The sequence below is a fragment of the Microbacterium testaceum genome, from assembly GCF_029761935.1.
Classification (GTDB): Bacteria; Actinomycetota; Actinomycetes; order Actinomycetales; family Microbacteriaceae; genus Microbacterium; species Microbacterium testaceum_A.
On sequence record NZ_CP121699.1, the window covers coordinates 1244051 to 1263989 of the forward strand.

General features: G+C 71.4%; 21 protein-coding genes. 4 read left to right on the plus strand and 17 right to left on the minus strand.

Annotated features, from left to right (window positions below; genetic code table 11):
• Positions 1 to 10: 10 nt before the first annotated feature.
• The 9 genes from fliE to QBE02_RS06230 all read right to left on the minus strand — a co-directional run bounded on the left by fliE (position 11) and on the right by QBE02_RS06230 (position 6088).
• On the minus strand, positions 11 to 331 hold the full coding sequence (gene fliE / locus QBE02_RS06190) for a flagellar hook-basal body complex protein FliE (protein ID WP_056226977.1): 321 nt from the start codon (positions 329 to 331) through the stop codon (positions 11 to 13).
• Positions 331 to 723 (minus strand): flagellar basal body rod protein FlgC, encoded by a 393-nt coding sequence (gene flgC, locus QBE02_RS06195; protein WP_056226975.1) that lies wholly within the window; start codon positions 721 to 723, stop codon positions 331 to 333. The genes fliE and flgC overlap by 1 nt, the downstream gene beginning before the upstream one ends.
• The gene (locus tag QBE02_RS06200; RefSeq protein ID WP_056226973.1) at positions 720 to 1067 is read right to left on the minus strand and encodes a flagellar basal body rod protein FlgB; all 348 of its coding nucleotides are present in this window, start codon (positions 1065 to 1067) and stop codon (positions 720 to 722) included. Before QBE02_RS06200 ends, flgC begins: the two co-directional genes overlap by 4 nt.
• Positions 1068 to 1231: 164 nt before the next feature.
• Positions 1232 to 1507 (minus strand): hypothetical protein, encoded by a 276-nt coding sequence (locus QBE02_RS06205; protein ID WP_144782227.1) that lies wholly within the window; start codon positions 1505 to 1507, stop codon positions 1232 to 1234.
• Positions 1508 to 1514: 7 nt separating this feature from the next.
• On the minus strand, positions 1515 to 1901 hold the full coding sequence (gene fliS, locus QBE02_RS06210; protein ID WP_279367542.1) for a flagellar export chaperone FliS: 387 nt from the start codon (positions 1899 to 1901) through the stop codon (positions 1515 to 1517).
• A 21-nt stretch (positions 1902 to 1922) separates the two neighbouring features.
• The gene (gene fliD / locus QBE02_RS06215; RefSeq protein WP_279367543.1) at positions 1923 to 3287 is read right to left on the minus strand and encodes a flagellar filament capping protein FliD; all 1365 of its coding nucleotides are present in this window, start codon (positions 3285 to 3287) and stop codon (positions 1923 to 1925) included.
• 101 nt (positions 3288 to 3388) lie between these two features.
• On the minus strand, positions 3389 to 4261 hold the full coding sequence (locus QBE02_RS06220; RefSeq protein ID WP_279367544.1) for a flagellin: 873 nt from the start codon (positions 4259 to 4261) through the stop codon (positions 3389 to 3391).
• A gap of 145 nt (positions 4262 to 4406) precedes the next feature.
• Positions 4407 to 5279, minus strand: a complete 873-nt coding sequence (locus tag QBE02_RS06225; RefSeq protein ID WP_279367545.1) for a sigma-70 family RNA polymerase sigma factor — start codon at positions 5277 to 5279, stop codon at positions 4407 to 4409.
• Positions 5280 to 5410: 131 nt separating this feature from the next.
• Entirely contained in the window at positions 5411 to 6088 is a 678-nt protein-coding gene (locus tag QBE02_RS06230) for a hypothetical protein (protein ID WP_279367546.1), read from the minus strand.
• A 206-nt stretch (positions 6089 to 6294) separates the two neighbouring features.
• Between QBE02_RS06230 and QBE02_RS06235 the strand changes: the two genes are divergently transcribed.
• The gene (locus tag QBE02_RS06235; RefSeq protein ID WP_279367547.1) at positions 6295 to 7791 is read left to right on the plus strand and encodes an MFS transporter; all 1497 of its coding nucleotides are present in this window, start codon (positions 6295 to 6297) and stop codon (positions 7789 to 7791) included.
• A gap of 55 nt (positions 7792 to 7846) precedes the next feature.
• Here QBE02_RS06235 and QBE02_RS06240 read toward each other — a convergent pair whose 3' ends face one another.
• The gene (locus QBE02_RS06240; RefSeq protein ID WP_279367548.1) at positions 7847 to 8617 is read right to left on the minus strand and encodes an SDR family oxidoreductase; all 771 of its coding nucleotides are present in this window, start codon (positions 8615 to 8617) and stop codon (positions 7847 to 7849) included.
• Positions 8618 to 8764: 147 nt separating this feature from the next.
• Here QBE02_RS06240 and QBE02_RS06245 point away from each other — a divergent pair, with 147 nt between their 5' ends.
• Positions 8765 to 10087 (plus strand): bifunctional o-acetylhomoserine/o-acetylserine sulfhydrylase, encoded by a 1323-nt coding sequence (locus QBE02_RS06245; RefSeq protein WP_056226943.1) that lies wholly within the window; start codon positions 8765 to 8767, stop codon positions 10085 to 10087.
• A 150-nt stretch (positions 10088 to 10237) separates the two neighbouring features.
• Here QBE02_RS06245 and QBE02_RS06250 read toward each other — a convergent pair whose 3' ends face one another.
• A complete protein-coding gene (locus tag QBE02_RS06250; RefSeq protein ID WP_279367549.1) occupies positions 10238 to 10936 on the minus strand; it encodes an SDR family NAD(P)-dependent oxidoreductase in 699 nt (232 codons plus the stop codon).
• Positions 10937 to 11052: 116 nt separating this feature from the next.
• On the opposite strand from QBE02_RS06250, the gene metX reads away from it, so the two are divergent.
• Entirely contained in the window at positions 11053 to 12258 is a 1206-nt protein-coding gene (metX, locus tag QBE02_RS06255) for a homoserine O-acetyltransferase MetX (protein WP_056226939.1), read from the plus strand.
• Positions 12259 to 12327: 69 nt separating this feature from the next.
• Here metX and QBE02_RS06260 read toward each other — a convergent pair whose 3' ends face one another.
• The 4 genes from QBE02_RS06260 to QBE02_RS06275 form a co-directional block, all read right to left on the minus strand.
• Complete coding sequence (locus QBE02_RS06260) at positions 12328 to 13575, minus strand: MFS transporter (RefSeq protein ID WP_347710277.1); 1248 nt, start codon at positions 13573 to 13575, stop codon at positions 12328 to 12330.
• Between the two features lie 104 nt (positions 13576 to 13679).
• Positions 13680 to 14006 carry a thiamine-binding protein gene (locus QBE02_RS06265; protein WP_279367551.1) on the minus strand — a complete coding sequence of 109 codons (327 nt, stop codon included), beginning with the start codon at positions 14004 to 14006 and terminating at the stop codon, positions 13680 to 13682.
• Positions 14007 to 14046: 40 nt separating this feature from the next.
• Positions 14047 to 15354 (minus strand): glycosyltransferase family 87 protein, encoded by a 1308-nt coding sequence (locus QBE02_RS06270; RefSeq protein ID WP_279367552.1) that lies wholly within the window; start codon positions 15352 to 15354, stop codon positions 14047 to 14049.
• An 86-nt stretch (positions 15355 to 15440) separates the two neighbouring features.
• Complete coding sequence (locus tag QBE02_RS06275; protein ID WP_279367553.1) at positions 15441 to 16298, minus strand: ADP-dependent NAD(P)H-hydrate dehydratase; 858 nt, start codon at positions 16296 to 16298, stop codon at positions 15441 to 15443.
• A 28-nt stretch (positions 16299 to 16326) separates the two neighbouring features.
• Between QBE02_RS06275 and QBE02_RS06280 the strand changes: the two genes are divergently transcribed.
• Entirely contained in the window at positions 16327 to 17385 is a 1059-nt protein-coding gene (locus QBE02_RS06280; protein WP_279367554.1) for an NADH:flavin oxidoreductase/NADH oxidase, read from the plus strand.
• A gap of 106 nt (positions 17386 to 17491) precedes the next feature.
• On the opposite strand, the gene QBE02_RS06285 is transcribed toward QBE02_RS06280, so the two are convergent.
• Together QBE02_RS06285 and QBE02_RS06290 are read right to left on the minus strand one after the other, a co-directional pair.
• Positions 17492 to 18547, minus strand: a complete 1056-nt coding sequence (locus tag QBE02_RS06285; protein WP_056226926.1) for a hemolysin family protein — start codon at positions 18545 to 18547, stop codon at positions 17492 to 17494.
• On the minus strand, positions 18544 to 19887 hold the full coding sequence (locus QBE02_RS06290) for a hemolysin family protein (protein ID WP_074694130.1): 1344 nt from the start codon (positions 19885 to 19887) through the stop codon (positions 18544 to 18546). The genes QBE02_RS06285 and QBE02_RS06290 overlap by 4 nt, the downstream gene beginning before the upstream one ends.
• Between the last annotated feature and the right edge of the window lie 52 nt (positions 19888 to 19939).

A 19939-nucleotide genomic window follows, 5' to 3' on the forward strand; every position in this document is an offset into this window, starting at 1 on the left:
CGCGGCACGGTCAGGCCTGCATCCGCATGACGTCGTTGAACGCGGCGACGCCGCGATCTCGGACGGCGACCATGAGGTCGAGCGTGACGCCGGCGCGCGCCGAGGCCAGCGTGGCCTTGTGGATGTCGTCGAGGTCTCCGGTGACGGCCTGCACCGCGAGCTCGTTCGAGGTCGACTGCAGGGTCTGCAGGTTCTCGACCGCGGAGGCGAGCGAGGTCGCGAACGACGCTCCGCCGACGCCGGCCGAAGCCGGGGCGGCGGTCTGCTCGAAGCTCAACGGGCTCAGGGGCGTCACGCCCACCGCCGCGGTCGGGTCGATGGCAAGGCTCATCAGCTTCGTCCGATCTGCAGGGCCGCTTCGTAGCTGGTCTTGGCGCGGTCGATGACGGCGGCGTTCGCCTGGTAGCCGCGCTGGGCGAGGATCAGCATGCTCATCTGGTCGCCGAGGTCGACGTTCGGGTACTGGACGTAGCCGTTCTCGTCGGCGTAGGGGTGCTCGGGTTCGTAGACGAGGCGCCCTTCCGCCGTGGAGTCGCGCACGCCCGTGACGTAGACGCCGGGTGTCCGGCTCCCCTCGGCCACGGTGACGTACTTCTCGCGGAACATGTCCTGGCCCGCGGGGGTGGCGGTGTTGACGTTGGCGATGTTGTCGCTGATGGCGTCCAACCACTTGCGGTGGGCCGACAGGCCCGTCCCCGCGATGCCGATCGCGTCGAAACTCATGCGGAGGCCTGCCCGATCGCCTTGGTGATGGATGCCGCTTGGCCGCTGAGCGCTTGGGCGGCGAACTGGTAGCGCAGCACCGTGTCGATGTTCGACATCGTCTCGGTGTCGAGGTTGACGTTGTTGCCGTTGAGGCGGGTGGGCTCCAGCGATCGCTGCACGATCGCCTCGACGCGTCCGGAGCCCTGCTCGACGGCGCTCTTGAGCCGGTCCTCGAACGACACGCGCTTGGCGTGGTAGTCGGGGGTGTTGACGTTCGAGATGTTCTCGGCGATCGCGCGCTGCCGGATCGACAGCGCGTCGAGGGCGCTGGACAGGGCGGTTGAGGTGACGGATTCGAGCACGCGGCACTCCGGTCGAAAGCGAGCCGATCCGTGGCCAGGCGATGAGCGATCCGTGCTCGGCCCCGACTATCGCGACGCGGACGCCCCGGCGTAACCGCGTGCGCCGGATGCGGAGGGATGCCGTCCCGCCCCGCCACGGCCCTGTCAGGCGCGGAGCGACCCGGTCACCCGCGCACGTCGAGGTAGACGGGTCCGCTCGTCTGCGTCGGGGGGATCCGCCGGAGGGTCGCGAGCTCGCGCGCGACCTCGGCGCGGGCGATGCCGAGCGCTTCGATCTCGCGGAGTTGCCGCTCGAGGATCGCGCGCGCGCGAGCGACGAGGTGCTCGGGCGGAGGACCGGCGGGGCGCGCGAAGGCCTCGGGGACGTGCTCGTCGCCGCCGTCGAGGGCGCGCTCGAAGGTGTCGAGGAGTGCGGCCCAAGCCGCGGCGTCGTCGGTCACGAGGGGGTCACGAGACCGTGAGGGCGGCGGCCGCGGCGTGCCAGGCGTCGCGGAGCGGGGCGATCAGGGTCACGCACTCCTCGGTCGCCGCTTCGTCCCGACCGACGTTGGCCACGATCAGGCGGCCCGTGATGTAGGTGTAGAGCCCGCGCAGCCCGTCCGACCCGTCCCAGTTCGCGTCGAGCGAGCCGCTGAGTTCGGCGATGATCGCCTGGGCGTGCGTGAGGTACGTGCCGGCCGAGGGCCAGTCACCGGCCGACTGGGCGACGCGCGCGCGTTCGACGTCGACGAGCAGCCGGTCGTACAGCATGGTGACCAGACGCTCGGGGGTCGCGGACGACACCTGCTGCTCGAGGTATTCCTGCTGCGCACGGGCGAGGGTGGTGACGGGCATCGTTCTGTCTCCTGTTCGCGGTTACTTCGACGACGGGGTGAGGGCGGCCAGCTGCGAGGTGAGCCACGAGGACTGCGACTGCAGTCCCGACAGGCGCACCTCCATCGCGGAGTACGTGCGCTCGAGCGTGGCGCGCCGCATGTCGAGCCGCAGGTCCATGCGCTCCACCTGGTGCTGCAGCGTCTTGACCTCCGTCTGCTGACCGGTGATCCGCTGCGTCAGCAGGCCGTCGTACTTGTCGGAGTACTGCGCGGTGGCCGCCTGGACGCGATCCGAGACGGCGGAGAAGACCGCCTGCGTGCGGGCGGGATCGGCCGTCATCGCCGCGGCGAAGGCGTCCTGGTCGAAGGTGAGCGTCCCGGCCTTGTCGACGCGGATGCCGATCGTCGACGGCGAGATCCCGTCGACGGGGCTCTGCACGGCGCCGGCGAGCGCGCCGCGAAGGGCGCGCACCGTGCTGTCGCCGGTGAACACGCCCAGCGTCGTCGCGGCGCCCGGGGCGGCGACGGTGGCTTTGGACCCGTTGTCGATGCGGGTCAGCAGGGCCGCGATGTCCTTGACGAACGCGGCCGCGGTGTCGGATTGGGCCTTCGGGTCGGCGGCGACCGTGATCGTCACCGGCTGCGCCGACACGGCGCGCACGGTGAGGTCGATGCCCTCGCCGATCCCGGCGAAGGTGTTGGTCGAGCTGGTGACCTTCTGCTCGGCGGCGGTCCCCGCGAACAGGCGGATGACGGCATCGGTCCCCTGCGCGACGATCGCGGCGCCCGCCTCGGTCGCGACGTCGGGTCCGGTTCCGGCGGCGACGTCGGCGGCAGTGCCGCGGTGCAGGGTGAAGGCGGCATCCGCCCCCGTCGTGCTCGCGGTGATCTGCACGCGCGACAGCTGCTGGCCATCGGCCCCTCGGCCGCCCGGCACCACGGTGGCGGTGACGCCCGCGCCCGCGGCGTTGATCGCGGCGACCAGATCGCCCGGCGCGCTGCCGGTCGGCGAGATCTCGGTCGCCGTGCCGTCGGCGGCGACGAGCGTGAACGGTCCGGCGAAGGCATCGGCTGCGCCGGGAGCGGTGACGACGGCGTGGGCCACGGCGAGGGCGTCGACCACGACGGCGGTCGAGAACGCACGGGCCTTGTCGCCGGCCGTGACGGTGACGGCGTCGGCGGAGCTCGTCGCCGTGAAGCGCGCGAGCGAGGTCGCCGATGCCGCGGTCTTCGCCTTGTCGGCGAGGCTCTGCAGCGAGGTGTTCAACGACTGCAGGTTGCTGATGATGGTGGTGCGGTCGGTGATCTTGTTCGTCACCAGGGTCTTGGGGATCGCCGCGACGCTCATCAGCGCGTCGATGACCTCTTTGGTCTTCAGACCGGATGCCAGACCGTCGATGTTCATGGTGTCTTCCGTCTTCCGTCTGTGCAGCGATCCCGGGTGAAGCGACGCCCGGGCGAGAGGAATCCCCCGCCCGGGCGTCGCCGGCGCGTCAGCGCTGCGGATCAGCGCAGGAGCTGCAGGACGCCCTGGCCCGACTGGTTGGCCTGGGCGAGCATCGCGGTGCCCGCCTGAGCCAGGATGTTCGAGGCCGTGTACTTGACCATCTCGGCCGCCATGTCGGTGTCGACGATGCGGCTCTTCGCGGCGGACAGGTTCTCGGCCGAGACCTGCAGCGAGTTGATGGTCGACTCGAAGCGGTTCTGTGCCGCACCGAGGCCCGCGCGCTGCGACGACACCTCGTTGATCGCGGTGTCGATCGCCGTGACGGCGGCCGCCGCGGTCGTAGCGGAATCGAACGCGAACGCCGCGGTCGGGGCGTGCGTCGACGATGCGCCAGCTGTTCCGTAGGTGATGTCGGTGATCGACGCGAGAGCGGTCTTCAGATCGCCGCGGGAAACGGTGATCTGCGACGACGCGTCGCCGTTGGCCCCGACCTGGAAGCTCAGGGCGTCGCCGCCCTTGAGCAGGTCGATGCCGTTGAAGTTCGTCGAGTCGGCGATGCGGACCAGCTCATCGGTCAGCTGCGTGACCTCGGTCTGGATCGCCTTGCGCGAATCGGCGTTGTTCGAATCGTTGCCCGCCTGCACCGCGAGGTCGCGCACGCGCTGCAGGATCGAGTGGACCTCGGTCAGGGCGCCTTCAGCGGTCTGGATGACCGAGATGCCGTCCTGGGCGTTGCGCGCGGCCACGTTGAGGCCGTTGACCTGCGAGCGCAGGCCCTCAGAGATGGCGAGACCGGCGGCGTCATCGGCCGCGCGGTTGATGCGCAGACCGCTCGAGAGCTTCTCGAGCGACTTCGACACGTCGTTCTGGTTCGACGACAGGTTGCGGTACGCGTTGAGAGCACCGACGTTGGTTGCGATCTGAAGACCCATGTTGTTCCTCCGTGGATGGGGTATTCGAAGCGGGGCCGTCCGTGGCCCCGCACCCCCCACCATCGCGACGGGGCGGGCCGGGCGTAACCGAGGTGCGCGAAGAACTCCGCGGGGCCGCCCGCTCGGCGGCATCCGTGCGGTCGGATCAGGCCGGCAGCGCCAATCCCGTCAGGTCCACGCTCGACGACGCGGCGGCCTGCGGGCCGCGGCCCGACGGCGCCGGCGCGGAGCCGAAGATGCCATCGAAGAAGGCGGCCTTCGTGGCCGTCGAGCGATCGGGCGTCGTGCCGTTCTCCCACGCGTCGAGGGCCTCGCGCATGAGTCCGAGACCGATCCGTCGGAGCTTGGAGACGTAGGCGTGGCTGACCGCGAGATCCGCGGCGACGTCCTTGACCATCCGCTCGTCGAGGTAGACCCCGCGGATGACCTGGCGCATCTGGTCGGGGAGGGCGTCGACGATGCGCTCGAGCATGCGCTGCTTCTCGGCCTGCTCGACGGCGTGCTCGGGCAGGATGACGCTGTCGGTGAGGTCGGCGACCTGCCGGGAGTCGTCGTTCTCGAACTGCACCTCGAAGCTCGTCCCGGTGCGGACCATCTCGTCGAGGACCCGCATCTTCGCCACGACCTCGGCGTCGAGGCCCGATTCGGCGGCCAGTTCCCCCACGGTCGCGGCCCGACCGGTTCGCACCCGTACGAGCTCGTCGGCGACGCGCACCCGCTCGATCTTCTCGCGACTGCGCTCGCCCGCCGGGTCGGCGGCGCGCATCTCGTTGAGGATCGCCCACGTGATCTTCGTGCGCGCGTACGCGCCGAACGGGATGCCGCGGGCGGGCTCGTACTCCATCGACGCGGTGGCCAGGCCCAGGTACGCCGCCGAGAGGAGATCGTCGAGATCGACGTGCTGCGCGCTGCGCGCCTTCTCGACGGCGAGGTACTTCGCCAGGGGCAGGTTCTCCCGGGCGAGACGCTCCGGCGACATCGGGGGCTCGGACTCACGGGGGGCAGTGACGCTGCTCAACACGGGTGCTCCTGCTTTTTGCTCGTTTACAAGCAGAAACTAACACACTCTGGAACCGCTCCCCGCCGCGGGTCCCTGCCCCGGGGTTCAGGCCGACGCGGGACATCGCCGTCGGGTCGCGGCGAGCGCGCTCAGGACCGCGCCATCACCCGGAGATCCGCGACGGTCACGGGCGCCTCGCCGATCGGCAGGGTCGCGAGACGGGGGTTCCAGATGACGAGCGGAGCCCCCGCGTCGACGTGGCACTGGTCCTCCGCCAATCCCGAGCGCGCGCGGAGGCCGTGCCGGTTCAGAAGGCGCGAGAAGCGCTCCCGCTCGTTCCATCGCCAGCCGCGCACCGGACTCACGAGCACCCCCGCCTGCACGCGCGGGAACGACGGGTGGGCGAACGCGCGCGCATCGCGATGGAACTGTTCGAACGCCGCGTCGCACCCCTCCTCCTCGAGGGCCCGGGTGACGCGACGCACGTCGTGGTCGAGGCGCACGAGGGCGGCACGCGTCCCCACGCGCATGGTGGCCGCGAGCGTCAGGACGAGCCGGGAGTATGGCCCGAGCGTGCTCACGCGGCCCCAGGCCACGCCGCGATGCGGGATCATCCCGTGCGCGCGCAGCCAGCGGTCGAACACCGCATCGGCGTGCGACTCCGATCGACCACCCCGGAGGCGGGACTCGTCGGCCAAGCGCGCGGAGACGATCCGAGCGCGTAAGGTCGGTGCCGGGGAGCCGGGGTCGGCGAACTCGCGCAGGGCATCGGCGGTCGCCAGCTCGTTGAGTCGGGCGAACCGCGCCACCATCTCTGCGGCGGTCATGCCGGAGCGCAATCCCGCTCCGTCCACCGCCACGGCCCGCGCGTCCCACCCCATTCGCGCCAGCTCCTTTTTTGCACGTTTACGAGCGAACATAGCACGCTCCAGGCCGGCCGCCGCGCCGCGACGGCGAGAGGCGCCCCGCGCGCGCTCCGCGGCGCGTCCCCCCGCGCCGTCGACCCCGGTGCTCGCGGTGTTACTCTCACGCCATGTCGCGCGTCTCCGGCGCGGTCGCACGGGTGCGCACCTCCGCACTCGGGGTGACCGCGGGTCTCATCGGCTGGTTCGTTCTCGTGGAGCTGGCCAGTGGCATCCTCCAGGGTTTCTACATCCCCCTGTTCCCCGAGATCGTCACGCACCTCGGGATCCGCGACGCCGACATCAACTGGTTCGAAGCGGCCCAGCTCCTCGTGTCGGCCCTGGTCCTCCCCGTCCTCGCCAAGCTCGGCGACATGTTCGGGCACAAGCGCATCCTGCTGCTCTCGGCGATCGCCACCGCTCTCGCGAGCTGGGCACTGGTGTTCGCCGACTCGTTCACGACCTTCCTCGTGGCGTGGGCGTTCCAGGGGTTCTACGTCGTCTGGCTGCCCCTCGAGATCGCCCTGATCTTCGACCGCGGACGCCGCCAGCAGCGCGGAGTGTCCCAGACGCGCCGTGCCGCCGGACTCCTCGTCGTCGGCCTGCAGTTCGGCGGCATCCTCGGCGCCCTCGCCGCCGGTCGCTTCTTCGCCGCGAGCGGGGGCGACCTCCAGCTCTCTCTGGCGATCCCGGCCGTCGTGGTGACCCTCATCAGCGTCGCGATCTGGCTCGGGGTGCCCGAGTCCGAGCGCTCGAGCGAGCCGCGCCGCCTCGACGTCGGCGGCTTCGTCATCCTCGCCGGTGCTCTGCTGTTCATCACCGGGGCGCTGTCGTTCGTGCGCCTGCCGGCGGGCCCGGGCCCCCTCGTCATCGGCGGCCTCCTCGTGGTCGGTGTGATCCTCGGCGCGCTCTTCGTGCGCTACGAGCTGCGCCAACCCGATCCGGCCATCGACATCCGCATGCTCCGGCGTCCCGAGATGTGGCCCGTGCAGGCCACCGCCTTCCTCGTCGGGATCAGCCTGCTCGGGGCTCAGGGGCCGCTCGTCACCTACATCGGCACCGACCCCGCCCTCGGCTACGGCCTGGGCCTCGACGCGACGCAGCGCTCGAACGTGGTCGGCGCCTACCTGCTCTCGCTCATCGTCGGCGCCGTCCTCTTCGCCGTCACCTCGCGTCGCGCGAGCCCGCGCGTCATGCTCATCGGGGCCGCGGCTCTCGTCGGTGTCGGGTACGCCCTCCTCCTCCCCCTGCACGACCAGCTGTGGCAGGTGCTGCTGAGCCTCGGCATCGCGGGTCTCGGCGCGGGCGCCCTGGTCGCGGCGATGCCCGCCGCCGCCGCGGCGGCGGCTCCGCGCGGACAGACGGGCGTCGCCTCGGCGATGACCAACACGACCAAGACGATGGGCGGCACCATGTCGTCCGCGATCTTCGGCGTGGTGCTGGCCGGCGGTGCGGGAGCCGCGATCGGAACCGCCGCACCGTTCGCCGGCTACGTCACCGTGTGGATCATCTGCAGCGCGGGCGGCCTGCTCGCCGCCGTGCTGCTGTTCTTCGTCCCGAAGGTCGCGTTCTCCGACGCGGCGGAGGTCGAGGTCGCCACCACCGCGGCGCGCGGAGAGGTGGGCTGACCCCGCTACCGGGCTGCCTTCCGCCGCTGTCGACCGCGGCGCGGTCGCCCCCGGGTCAGCGCGTCGTCAGGGGCCCGCGCGCGAGCAGGTGCTGCGCGGACTGGGCCACGGGACGCAGGGTGACCAGGTCGAGGTTCACGTGACCGGGGGCGTCGAGGGCGTACGCGATGACGTCGGCGACGTCGTCGGCCAGGAGCGGCGCTTCGACACCCTCGTACAGCTTGTCGGCGGCATTCTGATCTCCGCCCAGGCGGTTGAGGCTGAACTCCTCGGTGCGCACCATGCCGGGGGCGATCTCGATGACGCGCAGGGGTTCGCCGTTGAGCTCCTGACGCAGAGCGTGCACGAGCATCGCCTCGCCCGCCTTGGCCGCGTTGTACCCGCCGCCGCCCGGGTAGGCCGTCTGCGCGGCGGTCGAGGTGACGAAGAGCAGGTCGGCGTGGCCCCCGGCGTCGGCGGCCGAGCGCAGGAGAGGCAGAAGGGATGCCACGAGCCGCTGCCCCGAGAGCACGTTCGCCTCGAACATCCAGCGCCAGTCCTCGGGGTCGCCGTCTTCGACGCGGTCGCTGCCGCGCGCGCCTCCGGCGACGTGCACGAGCGCGTCGAGTCCGCCGGTCTCGCGCAGCCAGGTCGACAGCCCGTCGACGTCGGCGGCGTCGGTCAGGTCGGCCGCGTGCGCGACGACCCCGGTCTCGGCCTCGAGGGCCGCGAGGCGGTCCGCGCGACGGGCGACGCCCACGACCTCCCACCCGCGCGAGCGCAAGAGGCGCGCCGTCGCCTCTCCGATACCCGAACTGGCCCCGGTCACCACTGCGCGTCGTGTCATGGCATCCACGCTATCGGTCCCCTCCGACACCGGACCGCGGCGCGGTGTTACGGCCCGTGTCCCCATCGGTTGTCGGTGTCGGAGGCTGTCCCTACGCTCGCAGCAGGCCACGGCGACCGCCCGGCCTCCAGAAGCTGAGGAGCAGTCATGTCGGTACCCGAGAACTGGCGTTTCGAGACCAAGCAGATCCACACCGGCGCACAGCCCGATCCGGTGACCAAGGCCCGCGCCACCCCGATCTACCAGACCACCTCGTACGTGTTCGACAACGCCGACCACGCCGCGAACCTGTTCGCGCTGGCCGAGTTCGGCAACATCTACACGCGCATCCAGAACCCCACGCAAGACGTCGTCGAGCAGCGCGTCGCGGGCCTCGAGGGCGGCACCGGCGCCCTCCTCGTCGCCAGCGGACAGGCAGCCGAGACCTTCGCCGTCCTCAACATCGCGCAGGCGGGCGACCACATCGTCTCGTCGAGCTCGATCTACGGCGGCACCTACAACCTCTTCAAGTACACCCTCGCCAAGCTCGGCATCGAGACGACCTTCGTCGAGAACCAGGACGACCCCGAAGAGTGGCGCGCGGCGGTGCGCCCGAACACCAAGCTGTTCTTCGCCGAAACCATCGGCAACCCCAAGATCAACGTGCTCGACATCCGCTCCGTCGCCGATATCGCCCACGACGCCGGGGTGCCCCTCATCGTCGACAACACGATCGCGACCCCGTACCTCATCCGCCCCTTCGAGCACGGCGCCGACATCATCGTCCACTCGGCGACCAAGTTCCTCGGCGGGCACGGCACCACGATCGGCGGCGTCATCGTCGACGGCGGAACCTTCCCCTGGTCTGAGAACTCCGAGCGCTTCCCGGGCCTGACGACCCCCGACCCCTCGTACCACGGCGCGGTCTACACGCAGGCGGTCGGCGACGGCCTCGCCTACATCATCAAGGCGCGCGTACAGCTGCTGCGCGACCTCGGAGCCTCGATCTCGCCTCAGAGCGCGTGGCAGCTCATCCAGGGCATCGAGACCCTGTCGCTGCGCATCGAGCGCCACGTGCAGAACGCCCAGGAGATCGCGGAGTGGCTCGAGTCGCACCCCGACGTCGCGACCGTCAACTACTCCGGTCTGCCGACCTCGCCCTGGTACGCCGCGGCCAACAACTACGCCCCCAAGGGCGTCGGCGCGGTGCTGTCGTTCGAGCTGAAGGGCGGCGTCGAGGCGGGCCGCGAGTTCGTCAACTCGCTGAGCCTGTTCAGCCACCTCGCCAACATCGGCGACGTGCGCTCGTTGGTCATCCACCCGGCGTCCACCACCCACTCGCAGCTCACGCCCGAGCAGCAGCTCACCGCCGGTGTGACCCCGGGCCTGGTGCGCCTGTCGGTGGGGCTCGAGAACATCGACGACCTCAAGGCCGACCTCGACGAGGCCCTCGCCGCCGCGCGTCGCCTGTCCGAGGCCGCCCGCGCCTGACCCGCACGCGCCGAACGCCCCGCCCCGGGCTCCCCGGGTCGGGGCGTTCGCGGGTGTATGGACGCGCGTGTGCCGACGCGCGTGAGGGGTCGGAATGTGTCGCGCAGCCGCGTGCGAGGCGACCAGAACCGACCCCTCACGCGGCGGGGGTCACACCTTCTGCCGCGGCCGCAGGCTCCCCAGGCCCCCGTCGACGCCCAGCACCTGGCCGGTCATCCACGCGTTCTCGGGCGCGAGGAGGAACTCCACGGCGCGCGCGACGTCGTCGGGCTCGCCGAGGCGACCGAGCGGGTGCATCGCCTCCGACACCTTGCGCGACATGTCGCTCGAGGTGAGCTTCTCGGTCAGCCGCGTCTGCACGAGGCCCGGGGCCACGGCGTTCACGCGCAGTCCGTGCGCGGCATAGCTCGCGGCGGCCGAGAGCGTCAGACCGATGACCCCGGCCTTCGCCGCGGCGATCCCGTCGTGGTTCGGCAGCCCCGCGAGGGCCGCCGCTGACGAGACCAGCACGACCGCTCCCCCGTCGCGCATGTGGGATCCTGCGGCGCGGACGGCGGCGAAAGCCGTGGTCAGCGAGGCGGCGATGAGCTCGTCGTACTGCTCGCGCGAGGTCAGGTGCGCGGGCTTGAGCAACATCGAGCCCGCGAACACCGCGATGCCGTCGAGCTCGCCCGCCTCGCCGACGACGCGGTCCACGGCGGCGAAGTCGGTGGCATCCAGGGTGAAGTCGGGTTCGATCCGCGAGGAGTCCCGCGCGGTGGTCACGACGCGGTGTCCCGCGTCCTGCAGTCGTTTCGCCGTCGCCTGACCGATGTCGCTCGAGGCCGCGATGAGGAGGAAGTTCGCCATGCCCGGATCATGACGACCCCACCCGGGAGGGAACGGGTTCTTGACAAGCACCGTCGCCGTGGTCCGCGACCGTAACAGTCCGGTCGACCCCTCCGACACCGGAGAGAATGGATGCCATGGACTGGCAGATCTCCGAAGACACGGTGCCCTCGGCCCCGGTGACGGAGGCCGACGCCCGGTCCCTCCTCGGCCGCCCGCCCGCCACCGGCGCCTGGCGCGACGGCGACCCGGTCGGCGACCGCCGCTTCGCCGCGTTCGGGGCGTTCGAGACCGAGAGCGGCGAGTCCCTCCCGGCGTTCCGCCTCGCCTTCGAGACGTGGGGCGAGCTCTCCCCCGCGGGCGACAACGCGGTCCTCATCCTGCACGCCCTCACCGGTGACAGTCACGTGCGCGGCGCGGCCGGGCCCGGGCATCCCACGGCCGGGTGGTGGAGCGACCTCGTCGGCCCCGGCGCCGCGATCGACACCGACCGCTTCTTCGTGGTCGCCCCGAACATGCTGGGCGGATGCCAGGGCTCGACAGGTCCCGCGAGCATCGCGCCCGACGGGTACGAGTGGGCCTCGCGTTTTCCGTACCTGACGATCCGCGATCAGGTCGCGGCGCAGGCCCTGCTCGCCGATCGCCTCGGCATCGGCAGCTGGTACGCCGTGGTCGGCGGCTCGATGGGCGGCATGCACGCGATCGAGTGGGCCGTCGGTCACCCCGACCGTGTGGAGCGTGCCGCGATCCTCTCGGCCCCGCCGATCACGACGGCCGACCAGATCGCGCTGAACTCGGTGCAGATGGACACCGTGCGGGTCGACCCCCGCTTCGCGGGCGGCGAGTACTACGACGCGGGTGACGGCGACGGCCCGCACCGCGGTCTGGCGCTCGCCCGCCGCATGGCCCTGCTCAACTACCGCAGCCCCACCGAGCTCAACTCGCGCTTCCAGCGGTCGTGGCAGTCGGGGGTCAGCCCCCTGGGCCGCGGCGGACGCTTTGCGGTGGAGTCGTACCTCGACTTCCACGGCAACAAGTTCACTCGCCGCTTCGACGCGAACAGCTACCTGACCCTCGTCGAGGCGATGAACTCGCACGATGTCGGCCGCGACCGCGATGGCGTCGAAGACGCCCTCGGCCGCGTCACCGCGACCACGCTGGTGCTCGGGATCGACAGCGACCGCCTGTTCCCCATCGACGGCCAGCACCGCATCGCCCGCGGGGTCCCGCGCACGCTCGACGGCGACAGCGCGGTCGTGCTCTCGAGCGACTTCGGCCACGACGGCTTCCTCATCGAGACCGCCGCGGTCGCCGCGCACCTGCGCCGCCTGCTCGCGAGCTGAGCATTCCCGGATGCCGTGAGCCCGCGGCATCCGCGATTTCGGTCGACCCCGGGCGCGCTCGCGCGCGTGTCAGCGCTGCGTCGGAATCGAGCCGGTGATCGCCGTCTGCGCGGCCTCGGCCGCCGGCATCCGGTGGGCGGGGTGACGGCCGGTGCGGTCTTCGACGCGATAGGCGAGTACGGCGACGACCAGTCCGCCGAGGGCCAGGACCGCCCCCACCCACGCGGGGGCCACGAGTCCCAGCCCCGCGGCGATCGCGAGGCCACCGAGGAACGCTCCGAGGCTGTTGCCGATGTTGAGCGCCGAGTGGTTGAGGGCGGCGGCGATCGACTGGTTGTCCTCGGCGACGTCCATGAGCCGCGTCTGGATGGCGGGGCTCAGCGCCGAGCCGCAGAAGGCCACGAGGAACGCGAACAGCACGAGGCTCACGATCCACCCGGCGGTCAGGGCGAGGCCCACGGATGCCGCGCCCAGGGCGATCAGGCCCGTGAACAGCCAGAAGCGCAGGTCCTTGTCGGCGAGTGCTCCTCCGACGATGTTGCCGATCGTCATGCCGATGCCCACGAGCACCAGGACGAGCGAGACGGCCCACTCCGGCTGGCCCGCGACGTCGGTGATCATGGGCGCGATGTAGCTGTACATCGCGAAGAAGCCGCCGAATCCGACGGCGCCGATGCCGAGCGCGAACCACACCTGTCCGAGCCGGAAGACCCGCAGCTCGTCGCGGAGGCGTCGACCGGGCGTGCCCGGGTGCTTCGGCACGAAGAACGCGATGCACAGCGTCGCGAGGGCGAAGATGCCCGCGACGACCGCGAACGCGGCACGCCACCCGACCTGCTGGCCGAGGAGGGTGCCGAGCGGCACGCCCACGACGTTCGCGATCGTGAGGCCCGTGAGCACGAAGGCGACGCCCTTGGCGCGGTTGCCCGGGCCGAGAACGTCGGCGGCGACGAGGGCGCCGATGCCGAAGTAGGCCCCGTGCGGGAGTCCGGCGAGGAAGCGGGATGCCGCGACCAGCTCGAACGTGGGGGCGATCACGGTCAGCAGCGTGAAGAAGGCGAGCGCTGCGGCCAGCACGATCATCACGCGGTGCCGCGGGAAGCGCGCGACCGACCCGGCGATGGTGGGGGCTCCCACCACGACGCCGAGGGCGTACAGCGAGATGAGCCACCCGGCTTGGGCGATCGCGTCGTCGGGCGACGCCGCGTAGGCGGTGGGCAGCAGGTCGCGGCCGATGTTGGGCAAGAGGCCCATCACCACGAACTCGGTCATGCCGATGCCGAAACTGCCGATGGCGAGAGAAAGGAGCGCCCGCATCGCCGCACCTCTCGAGGTCGTCGAAGAGGTCACCAGCCGATCGTAGTCGGCCGGCGAGGGTCAGGTCGAATCGTTTCGAGAGCCGGGAGTGGCGCCCGCGCGGTTCAGTCCTCGCGACGCTCCAGCGCGTCCTCGAGCCGCTCGATCTTGCCGTCGAGCTCGCCGGTCCGCCCGGGGCGGATGTCGGCCTTGAGCACGAGCGAGACACGAGAGCCGTAAGGCATCACGGCATCCGTCGCCGCCTTCACGACGGCGAACACCTCGTCCCACTCCCCCTCGATCTCGGTGAACATCGAGGTCGTGCGGTGCGACAGCCCCGACGCGCGCACGACGGCGACCGCCGCGGCGACGGCATCGTGCACCGAAGCGTCGGGGTTCTCGGCGGCGAGGGTGCCGACGCCGGAGGGGGCGACGGAGAAGGCGATGAGCATGCTCCGAGCCTACGGCGGCGACCCGCCGGGCGGAACGGGCTCAGCGCCCGGACGGAACCCGCGCGGGGATCGGCCGGCGCCCCGTCACGATCTCGCGCAGCCCCGCCGGCGGACGCACGCGCCCCGTGGGCACGCGCACCACGCGCACGATCGCCCATACCAGCAGGACCAGGGCGAGCAGGTTGCGCGCCTCGAGCACGACCACGGGGAAGGGGTTCGGGTGCGTCGCCATCAGTCCGTCGTACATCAGCGGGTACATCCACTGCGTCAGAGCGGCGATCACGAGCGTCATCCCCGCGAACGCGTACCAGCGACGACGGTCGATCATCAGGCCCAGCACGACCGGGGCGAACAGCCACACGTAGTACTGCGGCGAGCCGACCTTGTTCAGCGCGATGAACGCGGTCACCAGGGCCAGCGAGAGCGGGGGGAACAGCGAGAGGAAGGTCGCTCCGCGGCGCATCTTCATCACGCCGACGACGGCGACGGCGACCATCGTGAGCAGCATGATCGGGGTCATCGCGGCGATGAGGGGCTCGGCGCCCGGCCCGGTCACCTGGAAGGTGAGTACGCCGCCGTCGTAGTAGACCTCACTGCCGGGCACGTAGAAGGCCGCCAGGAACATGTACAGGCCACCGACCGGCGCCTCCATCTGGATGCCGCGGGACGTCTGGTCTCCCACGAATCCGAAGACGTAGGGCGCTCCGCCCAGCGCCACGACGGGGATGATCGTCGCGAGCGACACCGCGACCGCGCCCCCGATCAGCGCCAGGCGACGGCGCACGACGATGAGACCCGTGGCGAGGATCGCGGCGGGCCACACCTTCATCCACACCGAGATCGAGAGCAGGAGCGATGCCACGAACGGGCGCCGCAGCATCCAGATGCTGCCGAGGATCGCGAACGGCACCGTGATGCCGTCGATGCGATAGAGCCCCACGGGACCGATGAGGAGGATCGCGGCGAGCCAGAACCACGCGGCGAGCACGCGACCCGTCGAGCGACCCTTGCCGACCAGCACGACGAAGGCGACGAGGTTGAACAGGGCGACGGTGATCGCCCACGCGGGGGTGTACCCGACCGCCCAGGCGAAGACCCACGCGAACGTCATCGGCAGGAAGGCGAGCTGCGGGTAGATCCACTTCTCGGTGATGCCGGGCCACGCCCACGCGTCGCTGCGCGTGCACGAACTCACGTCGATGCCGCCGAAGAGCGCGCAGCGCGACCAGGGTTCGTATACCAGGTACACGTCGCCCATGGGCTCGTTGGGCTGCTGATAGCCCAGGATCCCCACCACGACGTGCACGGCGACGAACGCGACAAACAGGGGAACGACACGCCTCAACACCGCCTCATCCTAAGCGGGCGGGGCTTCCCGACCCGGACGGGCGGCGGCGCGACCCCCGTCGTCGCGCGGTGCGCGGGGGCGAACCGTTACGCGATCGAGTCCCGCAGCACGGCGGCCACGACGCCCGGGAGGGCCTCGGCGACGTCGAGTGCCGCGATCGGTCCGCCGCCTTCTCCGCGGACGAGGGATGCCGCCCGCCCGGCGCGTCCGTGCAGCCACGCGGCCGCGGCGGCGCTGGTGGCGAGGTCGCCCACGGCGTCGCGTCCGGCGGCCACCGACCCGGCCAGAACGGCTCCGAGCACCCCGCCGAGCACGTCTCCGGTGCCCGCCGTCGCCAGCCACGGGGTCCCGGCCGACACGCGACGCGTCCACCCGCCCGCGGCGGCGACGATGGTCACCGCCCCCTTCGAGAGCACCACTCCCCCGAACGCCTCCGCCGTCTCGCGAGCCGCCGCCTCTCGTGCGTCGTCGTCACGGGCGTCGGCCGCCGGCATCCCGAGGCTCTCGCGGAGCCGGTCGAGCTCCCGCGCGTGCGGGGTGACGATCACGGGGGCCGTCGCGCCCGGCACGAGATCGAGCGCTCCGGCGTCGACGACGACGGGGATCTCTCCCGACAGGATGCCGCGCAGCGCCGCGGTCTCGGCGGCGTCGCGCTCGGCGGCATCCGTCCCCGATCCGATGACCCACGCCTGCACGCGCCCGTCCGCGGTGACGGTCTCGGGGCGCCGGTGGAGCACGAAGTCCTGGGCGCGCGCGGGGCCGAGGTACCGGACCATCCCCGTTCCCGTCCGCCAGGCCCCCTCGACCCCGAGGACCGCGGCCCCCGGGTATCGGGCCGAGCCGGTGCGCAACCCGACGACTCCGCGGGAATACTTGTCGTCGTCCGCCGTTGGCTTCCGCAGTGCACGGGCGACGTCCTGCCCGTTGAAGTCCTTCGCCGTCATGGCGTCACCCTAGAACGCAAAGGTCCTCATGAGTTCCCTCTTCACACCCCTGTCGATCCGCGGTACCGAGATGCGCAACCGCCTCTGGGTCTCGCCGATGTGCCAGTACAGCGCTGTCGAGGGAGTGCCGAACGAGTGGCACCACGTGCACCTCGCGCAGTTCGCGGCCGGAGGCGCGGGCCTGGTGATCGCCGAGGCGACCGCGGTGTCCCCCGAGGGACGGATCTCGCCCGAGGACGCGGGCATCTGGACTGACGCGCAGGCCGAGGCGTGGGCCCCGATCGTCGCCGCCATCCGCTCGCGCGGAGCGGTCGCCGGAGTGCAGCTCGGCCACGCGGGCCGCAAGGCCTCGACCACCTCGCCCCTCACCGGCGGTCGCGGCACGGTCTCTCCCGCCGAGGGCGGCTGGACCACCGTCGCTCCCTCGGCTCTGGCGTACGACGCCTTCGCCGCCCCCGTCGCCCTCGACGCCGCGGGGATCGAGAGGGTCGTCACCGACTTCGCGGATGCCACCCGCCGGGCCGTTCGCGCCGGCTTCCAGGTCGTCGAGGTGCACGCCGCCCACGGCTACCTGCTCCACCAGTTCCTCTCGCCGCTCACGAACCACCGCGATGACGAGTACGGCGGATCGTTCGAGAACCGCGTGCGCCTCCTCGTCCGGGTGACCGAGGCCGTGCGCGAGGCCGCGGGAGAGGCGGTCGTGTTCGTCCGTTTCTCGGCCACCGACGCCGCCGACGGCGGCTGGGACGTCGCCGACACCGTTGAGGCCTCGCGCCTCGTCGCCGACGCGGGCGCCGACCTCATCGACGTCTCCAGCGGCGGCCTCGTGCCCCATCAGCACATCGTCCCCGGGCCCGGGTACCAGGTCGACTACGCCGCGACCGTCCGACGCGAGACGGGCCTGCTCGTCGCGGCCGTCGGCATGATCGACGACCCGACCTTCGGCGAGCAGATCCTCGCCGACGGCCGCGCCGACGCGATCCTCTCGGCCCGCGAATGGCTCCGCGACCCGCACTACGCGCTGCGGGCCGCGGCCGAGCTGGGCGCACCGAGCCCCGCCCCCGCGCAATACGTCCGCGCGTACTGAGGCGCACCGCTCCTGCCCCGTCGCGATCACTCACGACGACCGCACCCTCACCCGAAGACACCGGATGCCACGAGGCCCAGGCCCCGTGGCATCCGGTGTTCCGCGTTCAGACGAAGCGGCGACGCTCGGTGGCGTCCTGCACCTCGCCGACGAGCTCTTCGATCACGTCTTCGAGGAAGAGGACCGATTGCACGTCGCCGCGGTCGTCCCGCACCTGCGCGAGGTGGCGACCGGAGCGGCGCATGAGGGCCAAGGCGTCCTCGAGATCTGTGGTCTCGAGCATCGACACCATGTGGTGCACGCGCTTGGCGGGGATGGGGCGGGCCATGTCGGCATCCGATCCCTCCGCCGCGCGCAGCACGTCCTTCAGGTGCACGTAGCCCGTGGGGTGTCCCGTCTCGTCGACGATCACGTACCGCGAGTATCCGTGCTGGGCGACGGCGCGCTCGATCTCGGCCGGGGTGGTCGTCTCGGGCAGCGTCACCAGGGCGCTCACCGGCACCGCGATGTCGGCGGCCTTCTTCTCGGTGAACTCCACCACGGCGGTCACCGTTCCGGCGGAGTCGTCGAGCACGCCCTCGCGCCGCGACTGCGTCACGATGGTCGCGACCTCGTCGAGCGTGTAGGTCGAGGCGGCCTCGTCCTTCGGCTCCACGCGGAACAGTCGCAGCACGTGGTTGGCCGTCCAGTTGAGCGCCACGATGATCGGGTGGAACGCCTTCGAGACGGCGACCAGCGGCGGGGCGAGCATGAGCACGGCGCGATCCGGGAGCGAGAACGCGAGGTTCTTGGGCACCATCTCGCCGAACACCACGTGCAGGTACGACACCACCAGCAGCGCGACGACGAAGCCGATCACGCCGACGGCGGCCTCGGGCAGCCCGGTGAGTCCCAGCGGCCCCTCGAGCAGGTGGTGGATCGCGGGCTCCGAGACGTTCAGGATCAGCAGCGAGCAGATGGTGATGCCCAGCTGGCAGGTCGCGAGCATGAGCGTTGCGTGCTCCATGGCGTACAGCGCGGTCTTGGCCGCGCGCGAGCCGCGGTCGGCGTGCGGCTCGATCTGCGAGCGGCGCGCTGAGATGACGGCGAACTCCGCGCCGACGAAGAAGGCGTTGGCGGCCAAGAGGACCACCAGCCAGGCGATTCCGGCCCAGTCGCTCATCGCTGGTCACCGCCCTTCGCCGCGCGCACCAGTTCGTCGACGTCCTGTTCGACCGGGGTCGGCGTGAACTGCACGCGGTCGACGCGACGGCCGTCCATGCGCTGCACGGCGAGTCTGCCGTCTTCGAGATCGACGGTGTCGCCGACGACGGGGATGCGTTCGAGCGCCGCCATGATGTAGCCGCCCACCGTGTCGTAGACCTCTCCCTCGGGCACGCGCACGCCGGCGCGGTCGAGGGCCTCGTCGGGCCGAAGGTCCCCGGGGAACGTGACGGACGCCGCCGAGCGCACGACGCCGGCGCGCGAGCGGTCGTGCTCGTCGAGCACCTCGCCCACGATCTCTTCCACGAGGTCCTCGAGCGTCACGACGCCGGCGGTTCCGCCGTACTCGTCGATGACGATCGCCATCTGGTAGCCGCGCGAACGCAACTCGGAGACGAGCGCGTCGAGGTGCACGGTCTCGGGCACGCGCAAGGGCTCGGTCGACAACGCCGCCACCGGCACGTCGCCCCGCTTCTCCCGCGGCACGCCGATCGCGGCCTTGAGGTGCACGACGCCGACGATGTCGTCCATCGACTCCCCGTACACGGGGAAGCGGCTGTGCCCGGTGCGGCGGGCGAGCTGCACCACGTCGTCGGCGGGGTCGCCCGCGGCGAGCGCGTGCACGCTCGGGCGCGGGGTCATGACGTCGGCGGCGCTAAGGCGCGCGAAGGTGAGGCTGCGGTCCAGCAGCGAGGCCGTGTCCTTCTCGAGCATGCCGGCGCTGGCCGATCGCTTCACGAGGCTCGACAGCTCCTCGGCGGACCGGGCTCCCGACAGCTCCTCTTTGGGTTCGACGCCCATCGCGCGCAGCACGCCGTTGGCGCTGCCGTTGAGCACGACGATCGCGGGCTTGAACACCGCGGTGAAGGCGACCTGGAACGGCATGACGAGCTTGGCCGTCTGGCGCGGGATGGCCAGCGCGAAGTTCTTGGGGACGAGCTCGCCGAGGATCATCGAGAGCACGGTCGCGAAGCCGACGCCGATCACGGCGGCCACCGAGACGGTGAGCGCCTCGGGGAGCCCCCACGACTGGAAGACCGGCCGGAGCAGGTTCGAGATCGCCGGTTCCATCGTGTAACCGGTGAGCAGCGTCGTGAGCGTGATGCCCAGCTGCGCGCTCGACAGGTGCGTCGAGGTGATGCGCAGCGCATCGATGGTCAGCGACAGACGGGTCTCACCCGCGGCGCGACGGGATTCGAGGTCGGCACGGTCGAGGTTGACGAGGGCGAACTCGCTCGCGACGAAGAGTCCGGTTCCCACGGTGAGCACGAGCCCCACGCCCAGCATGACGTAATCCATCAGGCATCACCCCCGCTCGAGCGCTCGGCGGAAGAGGGTCTGTGGGGCCTGG

Coding starts and splice junctions, on each gene's coding strand:
- QBE02_RS06230 (WP_279367546.1), bottom strand. CDS start 6,088: ATGACCGCCGCAGAGATGGTGGCGCGGTTCGCCCGACTCAACGAGCTG.
- QBE02_RS06245 (WP_056226943.1), top strand. CDS start 8,765: ATGTCGGTACCCGAGAACTGGCGTTTCGAGACCAAGCAGATCCACACC.
- QBE02_RS06290 (WP_074694130.1), bottom strand. CDS start 19,887: ATGGATTACGTCATGCTGGGCGTGGGGCTCGTGCTCACCGTGGGAACC.
- QBE02_RS06250 (WP_279367549.1), bottom strand. CDS start 10,936: ATGGCGAACTTCCTCCTCATCGCGGCCTCGAGCGACATCGGTCAGGCG.
- metX (WP_056226939.1), top strand. CDS start 11,053: ATGGACTGGCAGATCTCCGAAGACACGGTGCCCTCGGCCCCGGTGACG.
- fliD (WP_279367543.1), bottom strand. CDS start 3,287: ATGAACATCGACGGTCTGGCATCCGGTCTGAAGACCAAAGAGGTCATC.
- fliS (WP_279367542.1), bottom strand. CDS start 1,901: ATGCCCGTCACCACCCTCGCCCGTGCGCAGCAGGAATACCTCGAGCAG.
- QBE02_RS06275 (WP_279367553.1), bottom strand. CDS start 16,298: ATGACGGCGAAGGACTTCAACGGGCAGGACGTCGCCCGTGCACTGCGG.
- QBE02_RS06235 (WP_279367547.1), top strand. CDS start 6,295: ATGTCGCGCGTCTCCGGCGCGGTCGCACGGGTGCGCACCTCCGCACTC.
- QBE02_RS06240 (WP_279367548.1), bottom strand. CDS start 8,617: ATGACACGACGCGCAGTGGTGACCGGGGCCAGTTCGGGTATCGGAGAG.
- QBE02_RS06285 (WP_056226926.1), bottom strand. CDS start 18,547: ATGAGCGACTGGGCCGGAATCGCCTGGCTGGTGGTCCTCTTGGCCGCC.
- QBE02_RS06260 (WP_347710277.1), bottom strand. CDS start 13,575: ATGCGGGCGCTCCTTTCTCTCGCCATCGGCAGTTTCGGCATCGGCATG.
- QBE02_RS06280 (WP_279367554.1), top strand. CDS start 16,327: ATGAGTTCCCTCTTCACACCCCTGTCGATCCGCGGTACCGAGATGCGC.
- QBE02_RS06220 (WP_279367544.1), bottom strand. CDS start 4,261: ATGGGTCTTCAGATCGCAACCAACGTCGGTGCTCTCAACGCGTACCGC.
- fliE (WP_056226977.1), bottom strand. CDS start 331: ATGAGCCTTGCCATCGACCCGACCGCGGCGGTGGGCGTGACGCCCCTG.
- flgC (WP_056226975.1), bottom strand. CDS start 723: ATGAGTTTCGACGCGATCGGCATCGCGGGGACGGGCCTGTCGGCCCAC.
- QBE02_RS06265 (WP_279367551.1), bottom strand. CDS start 14,006: ATGCTCATCGCCTTCTCCGTCGCCCCCTCCGGCGTCGGCACCCTCGCC.